The organism is Nocardia terpenica (assembly GCF_013186535.1).
GTDB classification, from domain to species: Bacteria; Actinomycetota; Actinomycetes; order Mycobacteriales; family Mycobacteriaceae; genus Nocardia; species Nocardia terpenica.
Genome location: NZ_JABMCZ010000004.1, coordinates 447549 through 464438 on the forward strand (window position 1 = coordinate 447549; position 16890 = coordinate 464438).

15 protein-coding genes are annotated in these 16890 nt (G+C 68.0%); 2 read left to right on the forward strand and 13 right to left on the reverse strand.

The window, feature by feature from the left end:
• The first annotated feature begins 108 nt into the window (after positions 1–108).
• Positions 109–645, forward strand: coding sequence for a hypothetical protein (locus HPY32_RS34790; protein WP_156674522.1), 537 nt, complete (start codon positions 109–111; stop codon positions 643–645).
• Here the strand turns inward: HPY32_RS34790 and HPY32_RS34795 are convergent.
• The 7 genes from HPY32_RS34795 to HPY32_RS34825 form a co-directional block, all read right to left on the reverse strand.
• Positions 632–1129 carry a DinB family protein gene (locus HPY32_RS34795; RefSeq protein ID WP_067589325.1) on the reverse strand — a complete coding sequence of 166 codons (498 nt, stop codon included), beginning with the start codon at positions 1127–1129 and terminating at the stop codon, positions 632–634. The two genes, HPY32_RS34790 and HPY32_RS34795, sit on opposite strands and share 14 nt — an antisense overlap.
• Positions 1116–2162, reverse strand: a complete 1047-nt coding sequence (locus tag HPY32_RS34800; RefSeq protein ID WP_067589323.1) for an ABC transporter ATP-binding protein — start codon at positions 2160–2162, stop codon at positions 1116–1118. The genes HPY32_RS34795 and HPY32_RS34800 overlap by 14 nt, the downstream gene beginning before the upstream one ends.
• Positions 2159–3241, reverse strand: coding sequence for an ABC transporter ATP-binding protein (locus HPY32_RS34805; RefSeq protein WP_067589321.1), 1083 nt, complete (start codon positions 3239–3241; stop codon positions 2159–2161). Before HPY32_RS34805 ends, HPY32_RS34800 begins: the two co-directional genes overlap by 4 nt.
• Positions 3238–4218, reverse strand: a complete 981-nt coding sequence (locus HPY32_RS34810) for an ABC transporter permease (RefSeq protein WP_067589319.1) — start codon at positions 4216–4218, stop codon at positions 3238–3240. Before HPY32_RS34810 ends, HPY32_RS34805 begins: the two co-directional genes overlap by 4 nt.
• 12 nt (positions 4219–4230) lie before the next feature.
• Positions 4231–6003, reverse strand: coding sequence for an ABC transporter substrate-binding protein (locus tag HPY32_RS34815; RefSeq protein WP_067589316.1), 1773 nt, complete (start codon positions 6001–6003; stop codon positions 4231–4233).
• A gap of 47 nt (positions 6004–6050) precedes the next feature.
• On the reverse strand, positions 6051–7058 hold the full coding sequence (locus HPY32_RS34820; RefSeq protein WP_197696531.1) for an ABC transporter permease: 1008 nt from the start codon (positions 7056–7058) through the stop codon (positions 6051–6053).
• 257 nt (positions 7059–7315) lie between these two features.
• Positions 7316–8206, reverse strand: a complete 891-nt coding sequence (locus HPY32_RS34825; protein ID WP_067589311.1) for an RNA polymerase sigma-70 factor — start codon at positions 8204–8206, stop codon at positions 7316–7318.
• 137 nt (positions 8207–8343) lie between these two features.
• On the opposite strand from HPY32_RS34825, the gene HPY32_RS34830 reads away from it, so the two are divergent.
• A complete protein-coding gene (locus HPY32_RS34830; protein WP_067595927.1) occupies positions 8344–8826 on the forward strand; it encodes a carboxymuconolactone decarboxylase family protein in 483 nt (160 codons plus the stop codon).
• 76 nt (positions 8827–8902) lie between these two features.
• Here HPY32_RS34830 and HPY32_RS45160 read toward each other — a convergent pair whose 3' ends face one another.
• The 6 genes from HPY32_RS45160 to HPY32_RS34860 all read right to left on the reverse strand — a co-directional run bounded on the left by HPY32_RS45160 (position 8903) and on the right by HPY32_RS34860 (position 16722).
• Entirely contained in the window at positions 8903–9853 is a 951-nt protein-coding gene (locus HPY32_RS45160) for a hypothetical protein (RefSeq protein WP_231951678.1), read from the reverse strand.
• Between the two features lie 160 nt (positions 9854–10013).
• Positions 10014–10907: a class I SAM-dependent methyltransferase gene (locus tag HPY32_RS34840; protein ID WP_067589310.1), complete on the reverse strand. Its 894-nt coding sequence runs from the start codon at positions 10905–10907 to the stop codon at positions 10014–10016.
• 84 nt (positions 10908–10991) lie between these two features.
• On the reverse strand, positions 10992–12665 hold the full coding sequence (betA, locus tag HPY32_RS34845; RefSeq protein ID WP_067589308.1) for a choline dehydrogenase: 1674 nt from the start codon (positions 12663–12665) through the stop codon (positions 10992–10994).
• Between the two features lie 33 nt (positions 12666–12698).
• Entirely contained in the window at positions 12699–13682 is a 984-nt protein-coding gene (locus HPY32_RS34850; protein ID WP_067589306.1) for an ABC transporter substrate-binding protein, read from the reverse strand.
• Positions 13679–15673 carry an ABC transporter permease gene (locus HPY32_RS34855; protein WP_067589304.1) on the reverse strand — a complete coding sequence of 665 codons (1995 nt, stop codon included), beginning with the start codon at positions 15671–15673 and terminating at the stop codon, positions 13679–13681. The genes HPY32_RS34850 and HPY32_RS34855 overlap by 4 nt, the downstream gene beginning before the upstream one ends.
• Entirely contained in the window at positions 15673–16722 is a 1050-nt protein-coding gene (locus HPY32_RS34860; RefSeq protein ID WP_067589302.1) for a quaternary amine ABC transporter ATP-binding protein, read from the reverse strand. Before HPY32_RS34860 ends, HPY32_RS34855 begins: the two co-directional genes overlap by 1 nt.
• Positions 16723–16890: the final 168 nt, after the last annotated feature.

The following is a 16890-nucleotide window of genomic DNA, read 5'->3' on the forward strand; positions in this document are numbered from 1 at the left end:
CGGTGGCTACCCGAAATCCCTTAGTACTTCCCGGCAGAGGTGGTGTGCGGCCGTGGGTGGGTCGTAGCGTGACCGTGCGGCTGTCCGGATTCGGGTACTGGAGGTTCGATGTTCGCTGTTCGTTGTGTGGCCGTGGCAGGCGTGTCGGTGGCCCTGGTGGTGGGCGGTGTGGCCGCCGGTGGTTCGGCCTTCGCCGGGCCGGTGACCGGCCATGTGCTGCACGAGGTCGAACTGTCGGCGACGCTGAAGGCGGCCCTGCTCAAGCAGTCTCGCGCCCGCGCCCACAGCGCCGTCGCCCGGTCGGCCACCCTCGAGAATCCGGCCTTCAAGATCGACCGGGCCAGCGGCCACGACTACAGCGCCACCATCGACTACTCCGACGACAATCAGATCGTCGCGCCGCTCGCGGCGGAGGTCAGCCGCGTGGTGTACTTCCACGCCGTCGACGACGGCGCGAGCGAGGCGCGGGTTGTCGCGGCGCGCAAGGCATTCGACACCGCCTACCAGGCCGGTGCCGACGGCAACGACCTGGTGAAGTCGAACGCGGCGTCGGAGGCCGAGCAGCAGGCCCGCGCGGCCTTCGGCCTGCCCGCCGACCCCGGCCTCGCCCCGATCCAGATCCCCCAGGTCACTACGACGAAGTAGCGCCGGGCGCGAGGATCTGCTCGCGCAGGATGTCCGCGTGGCCGCAGTGCTGGGCCAGTTCCCGCAGCACGTGCAGGTAGACCCAGCGCAGCGGGAGCGGGCCGCGGCGGTTGCCGGGCAGCAGGTCGTCGAGTCCCAGATCGGCTGTGGCGCGCCGGGATGCCTCGCATGCCTCGCGGTGTGCCTTGCGGACGGTGTCGATCGAGTCTTCGGCGGTGAGCAGGAACGAATCCTCCGATGCCGCAGGGATTCCGATCTCGTGGCGGGAGCGGCCGGTGACCGCCTCGTCGAACCAGACCTGCTCCACGAAGGTGGCGTGCTTGACGAGTCCGAGCAGGGTCGTGCGCGACGGGACCAGCGCGCGGCGGGCCTGCTCCTCGGTGAGGCCGTCGAGGCAGTGCCGCAGGATCTCGCGGTGCTGATCGATGAACGTCTCGAACTGAATCCGCAACGGGTCGTGCACGATCGACTCAGGCGACGACATGGCGCGGCTCCGGGAAATGGCAGGCGGCGTGGTGGCCCTCGGTCGATCCGGCCAGCTGGATCAGCGGTGGCTCCTGTTCGGCGCAGATGTTGCGTGCCTTCCAGCAGCGGGTGCGGAAGCGGCAGCCGGATGGCGGGTTGATGGGGGAGGGGACGTCGCCGGTGAGGCGGATCCGCTCCCGCTGCTTGGCGCTGTCCGGGTCGGCTTCGGGCACCGAGGACAGCAGCGCCTGGGTGTACGGGTGCTGCGGGCGATCGTAAAGGTCCGCGCGGTCGGCGATTTCGACGATCTTGCCCAGGTACATGACCGCGATGCGCTCGCTGAAGTGCCGCACCACGGCCAGGTCGTGCGCGATGAACACGAACGCGATACCCAGCTCGCGCTGCAACCTTTGCAGCAGGTTGACCACCTGCGCCTGAATTGACACGTCCAGCGCGGACACCGGCTCGTCGGCCACGATCAGCTTGGGCTCCAGCGCCAGGGCGCGCGCGATGCCGATGCGCTGCCGCTGCCCGCCGGAGAACTCGTGCGGATAACGGTTGTAGTGCTCGGGATTCAGCCCGACGGTCTCCAGCAGCTCCCGCACCCGGGCGCGCCGCCCCCCGGACGGATTGATGCCGTTGATCTCCATCGGCCCGGCGATGATCGCGCCCACCGTCTGCCGCGGATTCAGCGAGGAGTACGGATCCTGGAAGATCATCTGAATCTCGGACCGCACGGCCGCCAGCTCGCGCCGGCTCTGATGGGTGATATCGCGACCGTCGTAGATGATCGTCCCCGCGGTCGGCTCCAGCAGCCGCGCCAACATCCGCCCGGTGGTCGACTTCCCGCACCCGGACTCACCCACCAGCCCGAACGTCTGCCCCGCGGCCACACTCACATCGATCCCGTCCACCGCCCGCACCTCCCCGGTCCGGCGCTTGAACAGAAACCCGGTGCGAATCGGGAAATGCATCCGCAACCCGCTCGCCCGCAGCAGCGGTTCCTCGCCGACCGACCGTGAGGTCGGTTGGGGCAGAGTCTGTTCGATCATGATGCCTTCTCCGTGCCCAGTGCGGGCTGGATCTCGTCGACGAAGATGTGGTGGGCGTCCTCGGTGGGTAGGTGGCAGGCCGAGCCGTGGCCCGTGGCCGGGTCGAGGAGGGGGCGCTCGGTGGTGCAGCGGGTGCCGCCTACGCGGGCCACGTAATCGCAGCGGGGGTGGAACGGGCAGCCGGAGGGCACGTCGATCAGGCTCGGTGGTGTGCCGCGGACCGGTGTGAGCGGGATGTCCACATCGCCGCCGAGGTGCGGGATCGACGACAGCAGGCCCCAACTGTACGGGTGGCGTGGCTGTTTGAGGACCTCGCGCACGGTGCCGCGCTCCACGCAGCGGCCCGCGTACATGACCAGGACGTCGTCGGCCATCTGCGCGACCACGCCCATATCGTGGGTGATGAGGATGATCGCGGTGTCGAATTCGGACTGTAGCTCGCGCAGCAGGTCCAGGATCTGGGCCTGCACGGTCACGTCCAGCGCGGTGGTCGGCTCGTCCGCGATGAGCAGGTCGGGGTCGCAGCACAGCGCGATGGCGATCATCGCCCGCTGTCGCATGCCGCCGGAGAACTGGTGCGGATAGTCGTCCACCCGCCGTTCCGGTTGCGGGATACCGACCTTGGTGAGCATCTCGACGGCCCGCGCCCGCGCGCGTTTGCGGTCCGCGCCGGTGTGGCGGCGGTAGGTCTCCATGATCTGGTCGCCGACCGTGTAGTAGGGCGACAGCGCGGTGAGCGGGTCCTGGAAGATCATGGAGATCCGCTTGCCCCGGAACTGCCGCAGGGCCCGCTCGTCGGCCCCGGCCAGATCGGTTCCCTCGAACAGGATCTGCCCGCCGATGGTCGCCCTCGCGCGGTTGTGCAGGCCGAGGATCGCCATGGTCGCGACGCTCTTGCCCGATCCGGACTCGCCCACGATGCCCAGCGTCTTGCCCCGGGCCAGGTCGAACGACAGCCCGTCCACCGCCTTGACCACGCCGTCCTCGGTGCGGAAATGCACCGTCAGATCCCGCATGGAGAGGATGGCGCCGCGATCGGCCATGTGGCGCTCCAGGTCTGGTTCGATCTGTGTGGTCATCGCAGCCTCACTCGCGGATCGATGAACGCGTAGACGACGTCCACGACGATATTGGCCACCACCACGGCGGCCGCGGCCAGCAGGACGACGGCCATCATGACCGGCAGGTCGGAGTCCTTCACCGAGGTCGCCGCCAGCTGACCGACGCCGGGCAGATTGAACACCGTCTCGGTGATGATCGCACCGCCCAGCAGCACCGCGATATCCAGCCCGAGCAGGGTGGCGATCGGGCTCATGGCGCCGCGGAAGGCATGCTTGACGTAAATGGTGGCCTGCCCCATGCCTTTTGCGCGCACGGTGCGGATGTAGTCCTCGCTGAGCACCTCCACCATGGAGGAGCGGGTGAGCCGCGCGTAATAGGCGGCGGTGATGATGGCCAGGCAGACCCACGGCAGCAGCAGCCCGATCGCCCACCGCAGCGGATTGCTCAGGAACGAGGTGTAGTGCGGCACGTCCATGATGTGCGTCGAGTACACGAACAAGAACAGCAGGAACGGCCCCAGCACGAAGATCTGCTGCGCCCCGCCCACCACCGCGAAACCCATGGCGGCCTTGTCGGACAGCTTGCCCTTGCGCAGCGCGGCCAGCATGCCGGAGCCGACGCCGACGGCCAGGAAGATCACCACCGCGCCGATGGTCAGCGAGAGCGTGACCGGCAGCCGGTCCACGATGGTGTCCAGCACCGGCCGGTGATTATGGAACGAATAGCCCAGACACGGTGCGCCGCAATAGTTGTCGCCGATGGTGCGGCCCGCGAAGATGCCGCCGAGATACACGAGGAACTGCTGCCACACCGGTTTGTCGACCCCCATCTGATGCGCGACGGCGGCGACGAGTTCCGGCGAGCAGGTCTTCCCGCACGCCAGCCGGGCGACATTACTGCCCGGGGCGATATAGAACAGCATGAACGTGACCGCGCAGATGATCAGCAGGATCACGAGGCCGCCGAGGATCCGGCGGGTGAGGAAGGCCAACATTCGGACGTATCTCTATTTCTTCAGATAGACCGTGAACAGATCGACGGTCGAGCTGAGCACGTCCATCCGCACCCCGCCGACCTTCGAGCCGAACATCATCTGTTTGCGGGTGTACACCAACGGGATTGCCGCGGCGTAGTCCTTCTGGATCATCTGATCCAGCGGCATGTACTGCTTGCCCTGCTCGGTGATGTCCTGAATGCCCTGAATGCGGTTGATCTCGTCGTCGACCTGCTTCTCCCTGAGCTGGGCCACATTGTTACCGCCCTCGGAGACCGCGCCGCCGTAGAACAGGGCGCTGTAGACGGTGCGGTTGGTCGGCCAGTCGGGGCTCCACTGGTACCAGATCAGGTCGTACGGGTTGCCCAGATGCCGGATGGCGTCGAAATAACCCTTGTCCGGCAGGGGATTCAGATTGACCTTGAAACCGGCTTCCTCCAGCGCGCGCTTCATCGGGGCGCCCTCGCGGTCGGCGGCGGGGGTGGACTCCCAGGCGATATTGACCACGTAGCCGAGTTTGCCTGCGTCGGTGAGGATCTGCCTCGCCTTCTGCGGGTCGCCGTTGTCGCCGACGCCGTAGGCGTTGGGCTGCGGCGAGTAGCCCACCGAGCTGCGCGGGCCGAACGTGTTGGCGACATTGCCGTAGAACGGGCCGCCCTGGGTGGTGATGATGTCCTGCTTCGGGAACGCGGTCGCGATGGCCTTGCGGACGTTCACGTCGGTGACCCGGGAGGTGTTGATGTTGTAGGCCACCACCCCGGTGGTCTCCTGATCGACGGTGCGCTTCTTCAGGTTCGGATCCTGCATGATCGCCTGAATCTGATCGGTGTCGATCTGATCGTAGAAGGCGGCGGAGGTCGGATCGGTATCCGCCCGCAGCTGGTCGGTCTCCTGTTTGGGCTGGACGCCGAACTGGAAGTGGATCTGGTCCAGGTACTGGTGCCGGACCGGGTCGGTCTTGGGATCCCAGTTCGGGTTCTTCACCAGCGTGAGCGTCTTGTCGACATCGTGCGAGCCGATCAGGTACGGGCCGGTTGCCATGTCGCCCAGCCCATTGACGTTCAGGTCGTCCGGCTTGGCGTCGCGGTCCCGGCGCACCGGGACGGTCTGGGTCATCGAGGCGGCGAAGGGGAAGTCCGACTGTGGTTGCGGCGTATGGAAGATGATCGTCTTGTCGTTGGGCGTCTCGATCTTGTCGGGCCCGAGTTCCTGGCCGCCGTACGGACCGGGATAGACCGAGTGGAAGTCGTCCTTCCCGGCCAGCCAGCTCTGGATCCACTGCGGTCCGGTGGCGAACCGGGTGTCGAAGGTGCGCTCGACCGCGTACTTGATGTCCTGGGACCTGATCGGCGTGCCGTCGGCGTACTTCAGGCCGTCCTTGAGCGTGTACGTCCAGGTCTTACCGCCGTCGGAGGAGACACCGGTGTTGGTGGCCAGGTCGCCGACCAGCACCATCGTGCCGTCGTCGTTCTGCTTCAGCACCGTGAGGCGTCGGTTCATGAGCCGGAACGCGTCGTCGTCCGGGGCGGTGTACACCCGGGCCGGGTCGTAGTCCGGAAAGTCCGTGCGCCACGTCAGATTCAGCGTGCCGCCCTTGCGGGCCTCGGGCGCCTCCGGGGCCGGACCGTAGGACTGCTTACCGTCCGGGTCCAGGGTGAGCTTGTTGACCACGGCCTTCGGCCCATTGCCGCCGCCGACATTGGTGCCGCCCGCCGAGCAGCCGCTCGCCGCCAGCGCCGCGATCGCGGCCAGGGCGGCGGCCTGCGCCAAGTACTTTCGCTTCATTCCCGTTCATGCCCTCCTTGTACCGCCGACAACCGGCGACTCGATGGTTACCGGCTCCCCTTCGGGTCCAGTGCGTCGCGCACCGAGTCCCCGAGCAAGTTGAAGGCGAGCACGAAGATGATCATCCCGATGCCGGGGAAGACCAGATAGGTGATGTCCGAGGAGATCAGGCCGGATCCGTTCTGGACCATGACCCCCCAGTCGGGTGTCGGATCGGTGATGCCGACGCCGAGGAACGACAGCGCCGCCTCCGCCGTCACGTAGGTGGGCAGGTCCAGCGTCGCCAGCACCAGGATGGGGGTCCACAGATTCGGCAGCAGTTCCCGGAAGATGATCCGCCCGGGGCCCGCTCCGGTCACCTTCGCCGCCTCGACGAATTCCCGCTCCCGCAACGAGAACACCTGCCCGCGCAGCAGGCGGGCATTGCGGGTCCAGCCGAACAGGGTCAGCATCCCGATAATGCTGACCGCCCGCACCCAGACCGGAACCTCCTGGCCCGTGGCCTGATAACTCGCCCACGCGACCGGCATGAACGCGAGCATGAACAGCGTGGACGGGATCGACAGCAGGGTATCGGTGATCCGGCTGATGACATAGTCGGTGCGGCCGCCCACATATCCGGCGGTGACCCCGAGAATCGTGCCGATGATCGTGGTGAGCAGCACGACCGCCAGCGAGATCAGCAGGGAGGTGCGAATCCCGTACACCAGCACCATGAATACGTCTCGGCCGGTATGCGGTTCGATGCCGAACCAGAAATTGCCGTCGATGCCGCCGTTGGGCTTGATGGGAAAGCCGGTGTCGGTGAGCAATCCATTGCCGGTTGTGGCGTAGGGGGTGTAGGGATCGCGGCCGTGGAGCAGGGCGATCAGCGGCGCCCCGAAACCGACGAGAAAGAAGAACAACACGACGACGGCGGACACCACGCCGACCCGGTCGCGCTTGAAACGCAACCAGGCCAGCTGTCCGGGAGAACGGCCGAGCGGGCCTTTACTCGCCTGTTTGCCAACCGATTCGGCATCCGGTGCATGCTCGTCCGTGAGCAAGGCGGCCACAGTTTCCCCTCGATCACCCTGAAAACAACTTGACAAAGAATGGGCGAACCGTACGACCTGCCTCCCCCCACCGTCAACCCCTATGTACCAAGCTGTGCAGGTTGCCCAGAACCGGCCGCATCGGCCCCTCAGCAATGATGCGGCGCAACACATTTCGGATCATAGCCGGTGACCGGTCCGGCGGCGCGGTATCGCCGCGATCCCGGAAATCCACCCGTAATTCGCCGACATCGGCCGGTAACGCGGACCGCCGGAATTCAGCGGCGCAGCGCGGTCTCTCGCTCCAGGCGCGACAGTTTCTCGGGATTGCGGACCACGTAGAGCTCGGTGACCAGGCCGTCGTCCATGCGGACCGTCACGACCTGCTCGATCTCGCCGTCGACGCGGAACAGCAGCGCCGGGTAGCCGTTGATCTGCACCGGCTCGACGAGGGCCAGGCCGCGCAGCTTGGGCAGGCCGATGGCGAGCAGGCGGGCGACCCGGTCGGCGCCCGTAATGGGCCGCGGCACCGCCTGTTTGATTCCGCCGCCGTCGCCCAGCAGCACCACGTCGGGCGCGAGCAGATCGAAAAGGTCCTGGAGCTCACCGGTTTCGATGGCCCGGCGGAACGCGTCGAGCGCGCCGCGGGTGTCGGCGGCGGACACGACCTCGCGGGGCCGCCGCGCGGCGACGTGCCCGCGTGCGCGGTGGGCGATCTGGCGGACCGCGGCCGGGCTCTTGTCGACGGCCTCGGCGATCTCGTCGTAGCCGAGATCGAACACCTCGCGCAGGACGAACACGGCCCGCTCGACGGGGGTGAGCGTCTCCAGCACCAGCAGCATCGCCATCGAGACGCTGTCGGCCAGCTCGACGTCCTCGGCCACGTCGGGCGCGGTGAGCAACGGTTCGGGCAACCAGGGTCCGACGTAGGACTCCTTGCGGCGGCCGAGGATTCGCAACCGGCTCAGCGCCTGGCGGGTGGTGATCCGGACCAGATACGCCCGCCGGTCGTGCACGGTGTCCAGATCGACGCGGACCCACCGCAGCCAGGTCTCCTGCAGCACGTCCTCCGCGTCGGCGGCCGAGCCGAGCAGCTCGTAGGCGACGGTGAACAGCAGGTTGCGGTGGGCCATGAACGCGTCGGTGGCGGTCTGGTCGGGCTGGCTCATACCCACCAGACGCCGGAGACCGGCGCGTTGTGACACCGGCACGCTGTGACGAGCGTCACCGTCCGGAACCTGTCACGCGGGCCGGGTCGCCGGCATCTGGTGTTCGTACCGTGCAACACCGGAGTGAGGACGAGATCATGACCCGATTGGATATGTTCGGCAACGAGCTCGGCGCCAGGTTCACCAAGCGGTTCGCCAATGCGAGCCTGGTGATCACGCAGTCGACGCTGCCCGAGGCCCTGCAGGAGCTGGTCGCCTTGCGCGTCAGCCAGATCAACGGCTGCGGCTGGTGCGTGGACGCCCATACCAAGGAGGCCGCGGCCGCGGGCGAATCCGCGGTCCGCATCAATCTGGTTGCCGCCTGGCGGGAGTCGAGCGTGTTCGGCGCGGCTGAGCGGGCCGCGCTGGCGCTCGCCGAGGAGGGCACCCGGCTCGCCGACGCCCACACCGGAGTGTCGGACGAGACCTGGGCCCGGGTGCGCGAGCACTTCGACGAGGACCAGATCGCCGCGCTGGTCGCCATGGTCGCCATGGTGAACGCCGCCAACCGGATGGGTGTGATCCTGCGCCAGCAGGGCGGCTCCTACCACCCTGGCCTGTTCGCCGAGATGACGAGCTGAGCGGGCGGCCCGGTGCGCGGCGGTATTGAAGACCTGGCGGGTGGCGAGGTTGACCAGCGAAGGCATCTCGGTGCTCCTACCGCGCGGGTGGCTGAAAGTCGGTGACGCCCAGCTTCTGTCCGATGGCGGCGACGGCGTCGACGAGCGTGTGGCCGCCGAGCTGTGCCCACCCCGTGCCCTGGATCCCGAGCAGCTGGATCCACTCGTCCCGGATGCGGGCGGCGGAACCCGCGGGCATCAGCACCTGGGTCGGTCCGGTGGGCGCCGCGAACCCGGGGAGGCCGAGGCTCTGGCCCACGGTGGCGACACCGTCGACGAGGGTGTGCCCGGCCAGCTGCGGCCAGCCGTTGCCGCCGGTTCCCATGAACTGAATCCACATGTCGGCCACCGGATCCACCGAGACCGAGCCGACGCCGCAGGCATTGGCGAAGTCCTGCGGCGAGAGGCCGTCGGCGGAGTTCATATCGCAGTTGCCGAAGGGCGGCGCGCCCTCGGGCAGGCCACCGCCGTAGCCCTGACCGTTGGTGTACTGGTGGGCGATCTGGCCGGGCAGATTCGGATTGCTGCCCCAGCCCGCGCCGATCACGCGCAGCCCGTCCGGGCGGATGGGCCACATGCTGTCGAAGTCGGCGGCATTGGCGTAACCGATGACCCGTGGGGTCGAACCGAGCCAGTTCGCCAATCCCCAATAGGCCCTGTTGATTCCGTCGGATTGGTCGCCACCGGGATTGCCGCCCGATTCGACGTCGAGCATGGAAATCATTGTCGGATGCGGACCACCGGCGTCGCCCACCATGCTCATATGAGTATTGATGGTGTCCTGCCAGTTCGACCGCCAGTACATGTACACGATGAAGCAGGCGATCCGTCCGGAATCGGCCGCCCCGGCGGCCCAGGCGTAGTTCCGGGCGAAGTTGTGGTCCTGGTAGGTACCGTCGTTGGAGCGGAACGAGAAGATCTGGTAAGGATAGGAATCGTCAACCGGCACTTGGAATTCGGATACGTCCGCGAATAGCGAATCGACCATTGGTGCACCCCGGTGAGAGCTCGACCGGACCCTGTCGGTGGGCCGGAGCCGAATGATGGCTGCCTCGATTCTCGATGCGCCGGGGTGCCTTTCGTGTTGAAATCACCGATTTTCTAAGCTAACGCCCAGTTCCTTCGCAGCCGCGCGGGCGAGCGGAATGTCAGCCCTGCTTCTCGGCGCTCACGTACCCCATTCGGCGGATGAGGTCGACCAGTTCGTCGGGCATGTCGGTCATCGGGCGGGCGTAGGCGGCGGCCAGGTCGAAGGGGGTGGTGTGCTGGACCGTCCAGCCGTGGCGGGACAGCCAGTCGCCGGGGTCGGCGCGGGTGTCGTCGTACCACAGGTCGCCCACGTCCAGATTGCCGAACGGGTTGCTGCCGAAGAACTTCTGCTCGGTGTCGATGAACCGGTCGGGGGAGACGTCGCCCGCGAAATCGTCGGCGGCCACGCTGCTTCCGGGCGCGGACAGCGCGTCGATGCGCTCGAAGAGGGCGTCGTGCGCCGCGCCCGGGAGGAACGGCAGCAACCCCTCGGCGGTCCATGCCGTCGGCCGCGCCGGATCGAACCCCGCGGCGGCGAGCGCGGCGGGCCAGTCGTCGCGCAGGTCGACCGCGACCGCGCGCCGGTCGGCCCTGGCGACCGCGTCGTGCTCGGCGAGCACGCGGTCCTTGAACTCCAGCACTCGCGGCTGGTCGATCTCGAAGACGACGGTGCCCACGGGCCAATCCAGCCGGTAGGCGCGAGCATCCAGGCCCGAGGCCAGAATCACGGCCTGCCGCACCCCGCGCCGCCAGGCCGCGGCGAAGAACTCGTCGAAGAACCTGGTCCGCACCCCCATGAACCGTCCGAACCGCGCCGCCATGCCGACGCCCTCCGGATCGTCCAGCAACTCCACGAAGTGCGGTTCCCCCGCCGCCCGGACGAACCACGCCGCGTACTCGTCGTGGATCATCGGGTCCGGATCGATGGTCTCGAGTGCGCGAAACGCGGCGACCCCCAAGGCGGTCAGGCCCACGCTCGACACGATGTCCCAGCTGTCCCCGTCCGTGCGCATAACTGTCACCTCATGACATCGGCGATGGAGCTACCGTCAAGCGGAGCGGCCGCCCCGCATCCACCCCGTCGATTTTGCTCCCACTCAGAACGATCTGGCAACCCCCTCGGGCCGATGGCGGTAGAACGGGACGGTCGCCGGGGGCAGCGGCTCGTTGCCGAGGATGAGGTCGGCGGCCTTCTCCGCCACCATCATGACGGGGGCGTAGATATTGCCGTTGGTCACGTACGGCATAACGGAGGCGTCGACCACCTTCAGGCCCTCGATGCCGTGCACCGCCATGGTGTTCGGATCCGTGACCGAGAGTGCGTCGGTGCCCATCTTCGCGGTGCACGAGGGGTGCAGGGCGGTTTCGGCGTCCCGGGCCACCCAGGCGAGGATCTCCTCGTCGGTGTGCACGCCGGGGCCGGGGGAGGTCTCGCCGCCGTTGTAGGGGGCCAGTGCCGGTTGCTCGAGGATGCGCCGCGCCACGCGGACCGATTCCACCCATTCGCGCCGATCCTGTTGGGTGGACAGGTAATTGAACCGCAGCGCCGGGTGCACGCGGGGGTCGCGGCTGACGATTTTCACGCTGCCGCGCGCGTCGGAATACATCGGTCCGACGTGGACCTGATAGCCGTCGCCGCCCTGGGGCGAGGAGCCGTCGTAGCGGATCGCGATGGGCAGGAAGTGGAACATCAGGTTCGGGTAGGCGACCTCGTCGTTGCTGCGCACGAATCCGCCGCCCTCGAAATGATTGGTCGCGCCCGGGCCGCGGCGGCAGAACAACCACTGCGCCCCGATCCACGGCCGGTAGCGCCACTTCAGATATTTCTGCACGGAAATCGGCTGCGTGCAGGCGTATTGGATGTATACCTCGAGGTGGTCCTGCAGGTTCTCGCCCACCCCGGGCAGGTCCTGCACCACGTCGATGCCCAGCGCCTCCAGCTCGCTCGCCCGGCCGATGCCCGAAAGCTGAAGCAGCTGCGGGGTATTGACGGCGCCGCCGCACAGCACGATCTGCCCGCCGTCCACGCGCCGCACGCCGCCGCGCCGCCGGTATTCCACACCCACCGCACGCTTGCCCTCGAAGATCACCCGGTCGACCGTGGCCCGGGTGATCACCTCCAGATTCGGCCGATGCCGCACCGGGTGCAGGTAGGCGCGCGCGGCCGAGAGCCGTCTGCCGTGGCGGATGGTGCGGTCGAATTTCGCGAAACCCTCCTGCCGGTACCCGTTCACATCGTCGGTGCGGGGATACCCGGCCTGTTCGGCGGCCGTGAAGAACGCCTCGAACAGCGGATTGTCCGCCGGTCCGCGCTCGAGGGCGAGCGGTCCGCCGTGCCCGCGATAGGGGTCGTCCGGGGCCGCCGCCAGGCAGCTCTCCATGCGATTGAAATACGGCAGGCAGTGCGCGAAGTCCCAGTCGCCCATGCCCGGATCGGCCGCCCAGCGCTGGTAGTCCATCGGGTTGCCGCGCTGGAAGATCATGCCGTTGATGCTGCTGGAGCCGCCGAGCAGCTTGCCGCGGGCGTGATAGACGCGCCGCCCGTTCATGTGCGGCTCCGGCTCGGACTCGTATTTCCAGTCGTAGAACCGGTTTCCGATCGGGAAGGGCAGCGCCGCGGGCATGTGCACGAAGACGTCCCACGGCCAGTCGGCGCGCCCGGCCTCGAGCACCAGCACCCGGGTGGCCGGATTCGCCGACAGCCGGTTCGCCAGCGCGCAACCGGCCGATCCGCCGCCGACGATGACGAAGTCGTAGCGACTCGAAGCCATATGTCCTCCTTGTTGACTACGCCGGAGTGGGTGCTACGGCAGCGATTGCGCCCCGGTTCCGGCCAGCCATTGCGCGACCAGCTCCGGATGCGCGTCCAGGAATTTCTTCGCCGCGTCGTCGTCGCTGAGCCGATCCACGGCGATCGACCGGGCGACCGCGTTCTGGTCGGCATTGGTCCAGTGGAAGTTCTTCACCAATGTGTAAGCGGGACTGCCGGATTCGGCGAATCTGCCGGAGACGATCTTGTCCAGGTCGTAGCGCGGGTAATCGCAGGCGATCTTGGCCGGATCGGCGTCGCAGCCGGGCGCGTAGGGCGGCAGGTCGACCTTCACCAGCGGCACCTCGTTGAGAAACCATTGCGGCGAATAGAAGTACGCCAGCATCGGCGTCCGCTGCTGCTGTGCCTGGCGCAGGCTCGTGATCAGCGCGGTCTCGCTGCCGCCCTGCACGACCCTGTAGTTCAGGCCCAGGTTCTGCACCAGCGCCGCATCATTGGTCACATAGGCGGGGGAACCGTCCAGAAGTTGGCCCTTGCCATCGGATTCGGTGGTCCGGAACAGCTCCGCGTACCTGTTCAGGTTGCGCCAGTCGGTGATGTCGGGGTACTGCTGGACCATCCACGGCGGCACATACCAGCCGATCTGCCCGACGTTCCCGGTGGACCCCGCGCTGCGCGCGACCCCCATCACGTCGATGTACTGCTTCTTCAGGTCGTCGTGTCCCCAGTTCTCCAGGATCGCGTCCACCTGCCCGGTGGACAGGCCCTGCCAGGAGACCTGCTCGTCGAGCTGCTTCTCCTTGACCATGCAGCCCAGCGCGTTTCGCGCCAGATACGACACCACCGCCGCGTCCGCCTCGTAGCCGACCCAGGCGTTGACCGCCAGATCGAAGGTGCCGCACGGCCTGCTGCCCGCCCGCAGCGCGCCCCGATGCTCGAGATCGGCGACAGTGGTTGCGTGGCAACCGGACAGCAGCAGCACCAGCAGGGCGGCGGCCGCGAGGATCTTCGCTCTCATGCCCGCACCCGTCCGATCCGCCGCGCCGCGGCCGCCGTCGTGCGATCGAGCACGGTGCCCAGCAGCACGATCGCCACCCCGGCCGCCAGGCCCTTGCCGAACAGGCTGGTCTGCGAGAACCCGGCCACCACGTCGTAGCCGAGCGCGCCGCCGCCGACCAGCCCGGCGACCACCATCATCGACAGCACGTAGATCAGGCCCTGATTGGTCGCCAGCGTGAGGGTGCGCGCGGTCATCGGCAGCTGCACCTTGGCGATCACCTGCCAGGAACTCGACCCGGCCGAGCGGGCGGCCTCGATGGTCTCCGGCGGGACCGCGCGGATACCGTCGGCCATGATCTTGATGGAAACCGGTGCGGCATAGACGATCGCGGCGACGATGCCGGTGAACCGCGACGCGGCGAACAGCGCGAGGAACGGCACCAGGTACACGAACGACGGCATCGTCTGCGCGGCATCGAGCAGCGGCCGCACCGCGCGGTCCACGCGACCGCTGCGGCCCATCCACACGCCGACCACCACGCCCAGCGCGACCACCACCACCGTCGCGACCAGCACCGCGGCCAGGGTGTCCATGCTGTCGCGCCACAGCCCGACCGCGATGATCGCCCCCAGGCAGGCCGCCGTGACGAGCGCGGCGCGACCACCGCCGATGACGAGCGCGATCGCGACGAGCGCGATCGCGGTCAGCCACCAGGGCGAACTGTCGAGCAGGGTTTGCAGCGGATTGAGCGCCCAGGTGGTGACGAAGTCCTTGAGGTCACCGGTGGCCGTAGCCAGGTGCGACTGAACCCATTTCGTCACCGCGTTCGCCACGCTCTGCATGTGGGTGCCGAGATCGAGGCCGAGGCGCCGGGATCCGATGGTCAAGGAGGAGGGGAAGATCGCCACCAGCTGATAGGTGTAGGACAGCCAGACCGCGACCACCGTCGCGGCGGCGCCGAGAATCATTGTCCGCCGCCGGGTCTCCATCCGGACGCTGGCCGCGGTGGTGGCGCGATCCAGGACGATGGCCATGAGCACGATCGCCAGCCCGGCATTGAAGGCGGACCCGACGTCCTGCGCCGACAGCGCCTGCACCACCACCTGACCCAGGCCGGGGGCCGCGATGAGCGCGGCGATGGTGACCATCGCCAGGGCGCACATGATCGTCTGATTGATGCCGAGCACGATGGTGCGCTTGGCCATCGGCAGCAGCGTGCCGCGCAGCTCCTGCCACCCGGTCGCGCCGAGGGACCGCACGGCCTCGCGGGTGTCCTCCGGCACCGCCCGAATCCCGTGCGCGGTCAGGCGGATAACCGGCGGGGCCGCGTAGATCACCGTCGCGATGACGGCGGCCGCCGGGCCGATCAGGAACATCAGCGTCAGCGGTGCGAGGTAGACGAAGGTCGGCATGATCTGCATGAAGTCGAGCACCGGTGTGATCGCGCGGTGGAACCATCCCGACACCCCGGCCCACACCCCCAGCGGTATGCCGATCAGCAGCGAAATCGCCACCGCCGCAAGGGTCAACGCCAGGGTCTCCATGGTCTCCTGCCACAGCCCCTGCAACCCCGCGAACAGCAGGACACCGGCGGTGAGCAGTGCCACCCGCCCGCTGCCGAGCACCCACGCGAGGTAGGACAGCAGCGCCACCACGCCGAGCCAGCCGATGTAGGGGACCGGCCGCCCGTCCACCGGCAGTGCGATGAGATCCTGGAGGGCGCCGGCGAATCCGTCGATCACCGCGCGCACCGGATTGAACAGGTAGGTGAAAATCGGGCTGCTGCCGCGATGCTCGCCGACCGCGGTCTGCACCCGGCTGAGCCATCGATGCAGGCCGGTGGTGTCGGCCGGGGCGAGCGCCAGCGTATCGCGGCCGCGCAGCGGGGTGAACAGCACGATCCACACGACCAGCACCCCGGCGACCGATGCCACGCCCAGGGCGGGTCCGCTCGCGGTGAGCCGCCGGATCCCGCGCCGCGCGGGCGCGGTGACGGCGAGCGTCGCCATTACACACCGCCCCGCTCGGCGGCGACCACCGCGAGAATCTCACGGGCCCCGACCATTCCGAGCAGCGTCTCGTCGGCGACCACCTTGACCGGCCGGTCCGCGGTGAGCACCGCGTCGATGGCATCGCGGATCACCACCCCGGGCCCGAGCTCGGGACCGTCGAGCGGGTCGTCGGACCGGCGGTCGCGCATGATCCATTGCAGCGTCAGCACATCCGCGCGCGGCACGTCCCGGACGAAGTCGCGCACATAGTCGTCGGCCGGAGCGCCGACCAGCCGATCGCCCGTCCCGACCTGAACGACCTCGCCATTGCGCATGATCAGAATGCGATCGCCGAGTTTCAGCGCCTCGGACAGGTCGTGGGTGATGAACACCATCGTCTTGCCCATCTCCCGGTGCAGCCGGATCACCTCGTTCTGCATATCGCGCCGGATCAGCGGATCCAGCGCCGAGAACGGCTCGTCGAACAGCAGCAGTTCCGGGTCGTTGGCCAGGGCGCGCGCCAGCCCGACCCGCTGCCGCATGCCCCCGGAAAGCTGGTCCGGGTAAGAGTTCTCGTGGCCCGCGAGATTCACCAGCTCGGTGACCTCCGCGGCGCGTTGTAGCCGCACCTTCTTGGCCGTGCCGCGCACCTCCAGCCCGTAGGCGATATTGTCGATGACCCGGCGGTGCGGCAGCAGGCCGAAGTGCTGGAACACCATCGACACTCGGCGGCGGCGCAGCTCGCGCAGCTCGGCTTCCCCGGCCTCGGTCACGTCGGTGCCCTGGAACAGCACCCGGCCCGCGGTCGGCTCGATGAGCCGCGTCAGGCAGCGCACCAGCGTAGACTTCCCCGACCCGGACAGTCCCATCACCACGAACACCTCGCCGCGCGCCACCGTGAATCCGACATCGCGGACGGCGATGGCGCAGCCGGTCCGCCGCTTGACCTCCCGGACATCGAGCCCGGCCAGCTCCGGATCGCCGGGAATGCCGGATGCCTTGGGGCCGAACACCTTCCACAGGCCGTGCACGCTCAATTCCGCGTCGCCGTGCTCCCGAGTGGTCACCGGTGACTCCTCACTGCCGGAACCAGCGAGTGTTGCGTATCACGCACTTAATCGCTTGACAGGCAACAGAATCGGCCGATCCCGGCATTCTGTCAAGTCCGGACATCCTTGACACTGCTCTATGACCCCGCTCACACTGTTGCGTAACGCACATCGCGTTTCCCATTG

Excerpts from the sequence above, each read along its gene's own strand:
- HPY32_RS34840 (WP_067589310.1), bottom strand. The coding sequence starts at position 10,907 with ATGCGCACGGACGGGGACAGCTGGGACATCGTGTCGAGCGTGGGCCTG.
- HPY32_RS34855 (WP_067589304.1), bottom strand. The coding sequence starts at position 15,673 with ATGGCGACGCTCGCCGTCACCGCGCCCGCGCGGCGCGGGATCCGGCGG.
- HPY32_RS34790 (WP_156674522.1), top strand. The coding sequence starts at position 109 with ATGTTCGCTGTTCGTTGTGTGGCCGTGGCAGGCGTGTCGGTGGCCCTG.
- betA (WP_067589308.1), bottom strand. The coding sequence starts at position 12,665 with ATGGCTTCGAGTCGCTACGACTTCGTCATCGTCGGCGGCGGATCGGCC.
- HPY32_RS34805 (WP_067589321.1), bottom strand. The coding sequence starts at position 3,241 with ATGACCACACAGATCGAACCAGACCTGGAGCGCCACATGGCCGATCGC.
- HPY32_RS34800 (WP_067589323.1), bottom strand. The coding sequence starts at position 2,162 with ATGATCGAACAGACTCTGCCCCAACCGACCTCACGGTCGGTCGGCGAG.
- HPY32_RS34825 (WP_067589311.1), bottom strand. The coding sequence starts at position 8,206 with ATGAGCCAGCCCGACCAGACCGCCACCGACGCGTTCATGGCCCACCGC.
- HPY32_RS34815 (WP_067589316.1), bottom strand. The coding sequence starts at position 6,003 with ATGAAGCGAAAGTACTTGGCGCAGGCCGCCGCCCTGGCCGCGATCGCG.
- HPY32_RS34795 (WP_067589325.1), bottom strand. The coding sequence starts at position 1,129 with ATGTCGTCGCCTGAGTCGATCGTGCACGACCCGTTGCGGATTCAGTTC.
- HPY32_RS45160 (WP_231951678.1), bottom strand. The coding sequence starts at position 9,853 with ATGGTCGATTCGCTATTCGCGGACGTATCCGAATTCCAAGTGCCGGTT.
- HPY32_RS34830 (WP_067595927.1), top strand. The coding sequence starts at position 8,344 with ATGACCCGATTGGATATGTTCGGCAACGAGCTCGGCGCCAGGTTCACC.
- HPY32_RS34850 (WP_067589306.1), bottom strand. The coding sequence starts at position 13,682 with ATGAGAGCGAAGATCCTCGCGGCCGCCGCCCTGCTGGTGCTGCTGCTG.
- HPY32_RS34810 (WP_067589319.1), bottom strand. The coding sequence starts at position 4,218 with ATGTTGGCCTTCCTCACCCGCCGGATCCTCGGCGGCCTCGTGATCCTG.